6 protein-coding genes are annotated in these 6,100 nt (G+C 42.4%); 3 read left to right on the forward strand and 3 right to left on the reverse strand.

Going from position 1 to position 6,100, the window contains the following annotated elements; translation table 11 throughout:
• Positions 1 to 567: 567 nt before the first annotated feature.
• Positions 568 to 1,833 carry an ammonium transporter gene (locus RDK53_RS12085; RefSeq protein WP_308515210.1) on the reverse strand — a complete coding sequence of 422 codons (1,266 nt, stop codon included), beginning with the start codon at positions 1,831 to 1,833 and terminating at the stop codon, positions 568 to 570.
• Positions 1,830 to 2,168: a P-II family nitrogen regulator gene (locus RDK53_RS12090; protein WP_308515212.1), complete on the reverse strand. Its 339-nt coding sequence runs from the start codon at positions 2,166 to 2,168 to the stop codon at positions 1,830 to 1,832. Before RDK53_RS12090 ends, RDK53_RS12085 begins: the two co-directional genes overlap by 4 nt.
• Before the next feature lie 195 nt (positions 2,169 to 2,363).
• Here RDK53_RS12090 and RDK53_RS12095 point away from each other — a divergent pair, with 195 nt between their 5' ends.
• Entirely contained in the window at positions 2,364 to 3,164 is an 801-nt protein-coding gene (locus RDK53_RS12095; RefSeq protein ID WP_308515215.1) for a MetQ/NlpA family ABC transporter substrate-binding protein, read from the forward strand.
• Between the two features lie 5 nt (positions 3,165 to 3,169).
• Positions 3,170 to 3,946 (forward strand): MetQ/NlpA family ABC transporter substrate-binding protein, encoded by a 777-nt coding sequence (locus RDK53_RS12100; RefSeq protein WP_374041588.1) that lies wholly within the window; start codon positions 3,170 to 3,172, stop codon positions 3,944 to 3,946.
• A gap of 182 nt (positions 3,947 to 4,128) precedes the next feature.
• Here RDK53_RS12100 and RDK53_RS12105 read toward each other — a convergent pair whose 3' ends face one another.
• Positions 4,129 to 4,716, reverse strand: a complete 588-nt coding sequence (locus RDK53_RS12105) for a hypothetical protein (RefSeq protein ID WP_308515217.1) — start codon at positions 4,714 to 4,716, stop codon at positions 4,129 to 4,131.
• Between the two features lie 551 nt (positions 4,717 to 5,267).
• Between RDK53_RS12105 and RDK53_RS12110 the strand changes: the two genes are divergently transcribed.
• A partial coding sequence (locus RDK53_RS12110; RefSeq protein WP_308515219.1) for an FAD-binding protein occupies positions 5,268 to 6,100 on the forward strand: 833 nt, incomplete at its 3' end.

The raw sequence follows: 6,100 nt of genomic DNA on the forward strand, positions 1-6,100 counted from the left end.
AACATGAATTAAACTCACCAATAAAGTATTATTAGATTGGTTGTTTAAAAACGTCTATTTTGTATTAAAACGCAATATAAAATCTTTACTTTCAAGCATATAGACTTATTTTTGAACTTTATTTTTAAGACGCTTTCGATTTATTTTTCCTCGTTCTAAATCTGTTTCGATACCAAAATTTGGCTCAAAATCGCTTCTTTGTAGCCCACCTCTGCTCTTACTCAGAAACCGAAAAAAAATTTCTAAGAGTTTTTTGAGAATTGATAAGAGTTGAAAAAAAGAACATGGTTTTGGCTTTCCACATTAAGTAGAAAAAGCCCCTTCCAACAGACAGACGAATGTACTTTGCGTAAAATCGCACGCTTATCGTCCTGCAAGACCGGTATGTGAGTTAAGTTCGTTAGTCGAAAAGTTTGCCGCCTGCACCATTACACGACAGGTCGCCCAATCAGGCTTGCCTTAATCTAGGCCTTAGCCTCCCAGGTCGATCGCAACCGCTAGATATATCACGTGCCGTGCTGACGTTAAAAAAGGCTCCGAAGAGCCTTTGGTTTATTTGAAGTTTTGCTATTCGACTCGTTCTCCGTGGAGAGAAAGGTCTAATCCGACGCGTTCTTCTTCAGCTGATACACGCAAGCCGATCAAAAGATCCACAATCTTCAAGAGTACATACGTTACGACAGCCGCATAGATAAAAGTAGCAATGACACTTTCAAACTGAATCCATAGCTGTTCTGCAACTGGCTTCATGGTTTCACCTGTTATCATGTCTGAGGCAAACACCCCGGTGAGAAGAGCACCGACAATGCCGCCGACACCATGGACACCGAAAGCATCTAAAGAATCGTCATAACCTAATTTGTATTTAAGCCATGTTGCACCAAAATAGCACACCAATCCGCCGCAGCAACCAATAAATAGAGAGGCAGCCGGAGTAACAAAACCGGAGGCAGGAGTGATGGCAACTAAGCCAGCAACAGCCCCCGATATTGCGCCTAGAACTGTGAATCTCTTATTTACGATGTATTCGCAAATCATCCAGGTAAGAGCAGCTGCTGCAGCTGCAATTTGACTTACTACGATCGCCATAACGGCTCTGGAGTCCGCAGCCAATCCGCTTCCGCCGTTAAAGCCGAACCACCCGATCCACAAGAAACAAGCACCGGTAAGAGCCAGCACGAGGTTATGGGGAGCCATCACTTCTTTACCATAGCCTAAGCGCTTGCCTAAATATATACAGGCAATAAGACCGGCTACCCCGGCATTGATATGAACAACGGTTCCGCCGGCATAGTCCAAAGCACCAGCTTTAAACAACCAGCCTTCATCTGCCCATACCCAGTGACAAACCGGTGCGTAGCAGAAAAGAGACCATAAAATCATGAAAAGGAAAAGGGCGGAGAACTTGATTCGTTCTGCAAAGGCACCGCACATAAGAGCAGGTGTCAAGATGGCAAATGTCATCTGGAACATCATGAACAGCATCTCCGGGATTGAGCCGTGCATGGTGTCAATCTGGATGTTTTGTAGAAAAACATTGTCGAAGTTTCCAATGAACCAATTTCCGCCTGAAAAAGCAAGAGAATATCCAACCGCATACCAGACGATGGTTACCGCACAGCAAATAGCAAAACTTTGCATAACAACGGAGAGGACATTCTTTTTTCTTACCATCCCGGCATAAAAGAGGGCAATGCCCGGAATAGTCATAAACAGGACTAATGTCGTAGCGACCATCATCCATGAAACATCAGCGGCATTCATTTCATCTGCAGCCCAAGCAGACGAAGAGAGAGCAAGTAGGGCAAATAAAGAAAGTTTGAGCCAACTCATAATGCAGCCTCCCCAGTTTCTCCGGTTCTAATGCGAATGCATTCTTCAAGCGGTGTGACAAAAATTTTTCCGTCGCCGATTTTTCCTGTCCTTGCAGCTTCGCAAATTTTATCAATAGCTAAATCAACTAAAGCATCCGGACATGCAATTGAGAGACTTACCTTAGGAAGGAAGTCCACAACATATTCGGCTCCTCTATAGATCTCTGTGTGACCTTTTTGCCTTCCGAATCCTTTAACTTCAGCGACTGTAATGCCGCTTATTCCCAGTTCAACAAGTCCTTCTCGAACTTCATCGAGTTTGAACGGTTTAATGATTGCGGTTATAAGTTTCATTTTTTCCTCTGATTAGTTGGTATTAACAACAATTAGAGCTATGCATAATCCGTGCCAATTTAGGGTTTCCATTGAGAAAATAGGTTCTAAGAAAAGGACGGATGAAAAATCGAAGGAACCAAGACGAAAGAGAGGAATTTTCTACTGTATATTTTTTAGCACTCAGCCTCGAAAAATATAAGTTAAGGAGTAGAAATGAAGAAAAGGTTTTTACTAAAGTTACTTGCAGTCTCGGCTTTTGTTGCTTCTCTTGGAACCATTTCCATGGCAGCCGAACCCGTTACGATCAAAATCGGGGCTAGTCCGGTTCCGGCCGGAGATATCCTGAATTTTGTTAAACCAAAGCTGGCAGAAAAGGGAATAAATCTGAAAATCATTGAATTTTCTGATTATATTCAGCCTAACCTTGCTCTCTCGGATAAAGAAATCGATGCCAACTTCTTCCAGCACAAGCCATTTATGGATAAATTCGCTGCAGACAGAGGTTTAAAGCTCCATGCAATGCCGGGAATTTTTATTGCTCCTATTGCGTTGTATTCCAATAAAATCAAAGACGTAAAAGAGATCAAGAAGGGCGACAGAATCACTATTCCAAATGATCCTACCAATGGCGGAAGAGCGCTTCAATTGTTGGCTTCTGCCGGCTTACTTAAGCTCAAAGACAACGTAGGTCATTCCGCTTCTATCGAAGACATTGTCGAAAATCCGCTGAAATTGAAGATCATTGAGGTCGAAGCTGCAACTCTTCCTAGAACTCTGGACGATGTAAAGGCCAGTGTCATTAATCAAACCTATGCGTTAAGCTCCGGATTAAATCCTGTGAAAGACGCCATTATCATTGAATCCAAGGACTCTCCTTATGCAAACATTGTGGCAGTAAGAGAAGGGGACCAAAATAAACCTGAAATCCTAGAGCTGAACAATACGTTAAGAACCCCGGAAGTTAAGGCTTTCATCCTCGAGCACTTCAAAGGTTCATTAATTCCATCTTTCTAACCATCATGAAAAAATTATTACTCTCTTTGGCACTCGTTTCGCTCACTTCCGGAGCATTCGCTGCTGACACACTCAAAGTTGGTGCATCGCCGGTACCTCATGCTGACATTCTGAAAGTTGTCCAGCCGGCTCTGAAAGAGAAGGGCATTGATTTGAAGATTATCGAGTTTTCTGATTATGTTCAACCGAATTTAGCCTTATCCGACAAAGACTTGGATGCCAACTTCTTCCAACACCTTCCTTATCTGGAAGCTTTTTCCAAAGATCATAGATTAAACCTTGTTTCCGCCGGTCCGGTTCATATTGAACCAATGGGCGTTTACTCCAACAAAGTCAAAAATCTTAAGGAATTGAAGAAAGGGGCAAAGATCGGTATCCCAAATGATCCGACTAACGGAGGCAGAGCTCTGCAGGTATTGAATGCCAACGGCGTCTTGAAAATGAAAGACGGAGTAGGCGTTAACGGAACTCCTTTGGATATCGTTGACAATCCTCTTAAAGTTAAGATCGTAGAAGTTGAAGCAGCAACCCTGCCACGAGCCCTGGAAGATCTTGATGCAGCAGTTATTAACTCCAACTTTGCTCTCGGTGCAAATTTGAACCCTTCGAAAGATGCTATTGCAATTGAGCCTAAGGATTCTCCTTACGCTAACGTAATAGCTGTCCGCAAAGGAGATGAAAACAAACAGGAAATCAAAGAGTTGATGTCTGCTCTGAGATCTCCGGAAGTAAAAAACTTCATAGAGAAGAAATACGACGGTGCCGTAGTTCCTGCTTTTTAAAGAATTTTCTGTAGCGCCCTAAAATGTTAGCTACTAAGACTGAAAGGAATTTACACCCACCAGAACTTAGTAGCTAACAACTAGAATAAAAAATCCCGGGTTTGTTCAATCCGGGATCCAACAATAAAAACTCTGAGAGTAAAACGAACTGTTCGAGGTAAGAAAGTAATAAAAATAAAACGTTATTGGCAATGCAATGACATAAAAGCCATACTTCCTTCACCCTTACGTCGTTCTAATTCCTCTATCTGATCCTCAGAGTCAAGTTCAAATCTTTTTTCAATATCAATATCAGCAATCTGGACCTTGTTTCCTTTAAGAGTAAGGCGAGCCCAGTAGGAAAGTCGCTGACTGTCTAAAATCAAACAATCCACGGTTCTATACATAAACAATTTCTTGATATTGACGTCTGCTGTCGCCTGGCAAGCAAATAACTGAGAAATATCATCACCGGCTTCAACCTTCACTGACTCTTCAAGTCCGGCGGATAATCCAATAATTTTGTTATTTTTTAGAGTTATGCTGCCACCCAAATGTTTACTATCCAAGCTGCATTCATCTGCGGAAAAGGGAAAACTTCCAACGGAATAATCAGTGATACTTTTCTCAAAAACGCAAGTTGTTACATCTAAATTAAGAATCTTAGACACTTTGATAACCTTCAATTCGTTTACAAGTTTGCCTTCTGTTGTTGAAATATTCGTATTTTTTTCTTGCGCGATCAACCTCGTAAACCCCGATTCTGACTCACTTTGAGTTAAATTACGCACTTTCCTGTAAGGGTTTTATCTTAGCTTAGGGCCTATTTATACAATTCTTAAATAAAAGATTTTTTTGACGGCTAATAAAGAGCAAGAACGAACTTCAAAATAAAAAGAAAAATAATTAGCGAGAAAAATAATTATTTGCAAAAGTCAGACAAAATATGAGAGAAAACATTTTTACTGCCCAAAATAAGTTGTCTAAATATTTAAATAGTAAATGAATATAAATTCAAAAAATTTTGAATTCTTGCTAAAGCCTAACTCCCAGAGGCTCTGAACCCATGGTTCTTCGAGGTTTAGCAATGTTATTTATTCCCAAAAACTACCTTAGTATTTCTACCAATCTCAAACCTTTTTTCAATCTTAAGTATTGAGAATTTTCTGGGTTTGTTCTAAATTCCGCATATCAGTTGAGAATTAACAATATATGTTAGGGTCAACCCTTGAGCTCAGGTTGTCCCTCTTTGTTGTTGTTTCGACCAATTAAACACTGCTTACCCCAAATTGCGAAAGGTTCCATCCCTTCCTTTCAAATTTGGTTCAAGGAGATTTGCTAAATGAAAGTTATATACACGGATGTTCTCGTCATCGGCGCAGGACTTGCTGGCTTGCGTATGGCTGTTGGTGCAAAAGCACGCGGCCATGACTCCATCATCCTGTCTCTGGTTCCTCCAAAACGTTCTCACTCTAAGGCCGCTCAGGGCGGTATGCAAGCTTCCCTTGCTAACGTTATTAAAGGCGTAGGTGATAACGAAGACGTTCACTTTGGTGACACAGTTAGAGGTTCTGACTGGGGCTGCGACCAGGAAGTTGCCCGTATGTTCGTCAACACCGCACCTAAAGCTGTCCGTGAACTGGCTGCTTGGGGCGTTCCATGGAGCCGTATCACTCCGGGAGACCGTCAAGTTATTATTAACGGTGAAAAAGTTACCATTACCGAACGCGAAGCTGCCGCTGGTTTGATCGGTCAGCGCGACTTCGGCGGTACAAAGAAATGGAGAACTTGTTTCGTTTCCGACGGTACAGGCCATGCCATGTTGAACTCTGCTGCTGAACGCGCTATCGCTCACGGCATTCCGGTTCATGAAAGAGTTGAAGCTATCGCTTTGATTCATGACGGTCAGCGCTGCTACGGTGCAGTTGTCCGCGATTTGATTACCGGTGAATTAATTGGCTATGTTGCCAGAGCTACCGCTATCGCTACCGGCGGTGCAGGTAAACTGTTCCGTGTATCTACAAACGCCCAGATCTGTGAAGGTACTGGTCACGCCATCGCTCTTGAAACCGGTGTTGCTAAATTAGGCAATATGGAAGCCGTTCAGTTCCACCCGACAGGTATTTTCCCAGCCGGTATTCTTGTAACTGAAGGCTGCCGTGGTGACGGTGGTTT

It is taken from the genome of uncultured Turicimonas sp., assembly GCF_902477955.1.
Lineage (GTDB): Bacteria > Pseudomonadota > Gammaproteobacteria > Burkholderiales > Burkholderiaceae_F > Turicimonas.